The sequence below is a fragment of the Nocardioides humilatus genome, from assembly GCF_008373755.1.
Lineage (GTDB): Bacteria > Actinomycetota > Actinomycetes > Propionibacteriales > Nocardioidaceae > Nocardioides > Nocardioides humilatus.
On record NZ_VUJV01000093.1, the window covers coordinates 1 to 837 of the forward strand.

Here is an 837-nt window from a genome sequence, read left to right on the forward strand (position 1 = left end):
GTTGTTGTGAATCGTTTATTGATATTTATTACAGAACGTTATTTTGCATTCCTCTTTGTATAAACCTAATTCGTTCAAATCGGATCGTTGCTCGTCGTTGGCCAACAACGGGCAGAAAACAAAAAAAAAAACAATTAAAATTAAATGCTATTTATGTTTCGGTCGTTGTGCTCGGCACTAGGGGGGTTAAGGGGAGGTGACGATGGGCACCATTTGTTCGCGGGGCTGTTGCTGTTCCGGCTTCGAAGACGCAGCCTCAGGTTGCTTAGCGGGTCCGGTTTTCGTGATCGGTACGATCCTTTCGCCGGCATTAGGTGGAGGTCGTTTCGGCGCCGTGACGGTGAGCACGCCGTCGGAAGACAACGTGCTGACCAGGTCGTTGACCTCGTATCCGGTCGGCAGGATGTACCGGCGGGTGAACTGACGGGAAATGAAGCCGTGCTCGTCCTGTTTCTCCTCGTGCTTGCCTTCGACGACAACCGTGTTGTTCGACGCCTTGACCGTGATCTCGTCTGGAGTGAATTGCTGAACGTCTAAAATAACCTCAAATTTCTCTTTCGTCAAATTGATCGTCGAAGAAGATTCCTGCCTGGCTAAGCTCGCCCTCCAAGGTCTGAAGTATGAATTTCTGAAGAGCGAGGTCGAGGGGAATGAACTGATGGAGGATAACAGATCGTCCTTCTTCAGACCCATGCCGAAGTGCTGGTCCAGTAGTCTGGAGGGGCGCTCGATACGCTCCCAGTCATCCCACCAATCGCGAAACATCATTGGTACTATCGACATCTTTTTTATTTAAAGTTCGTTGTGAGCGCGCGCTGCTCTTCTCGTGTGCTAGTC

At 50.1% G+C, this 837-nt stretch carries 1 protein-coding gene; it reads right to left on the reverse strand.

The genetic code is table 11. The annotated features are described in order from the left end of the window. Positions 1-186: 186 nt before the first annotated feature. Complete coding sequence (locus F0U44_RS24095) at positions 187-693, reverse strand: Hsp20 family protein (RefSeq protein ID WP_188113643.1); 507 nt, start codon at positions 691-693, stop codon at positions 187-189. Between the last annotated feature and the right edge of the window lie 144 nt (positions 694-837).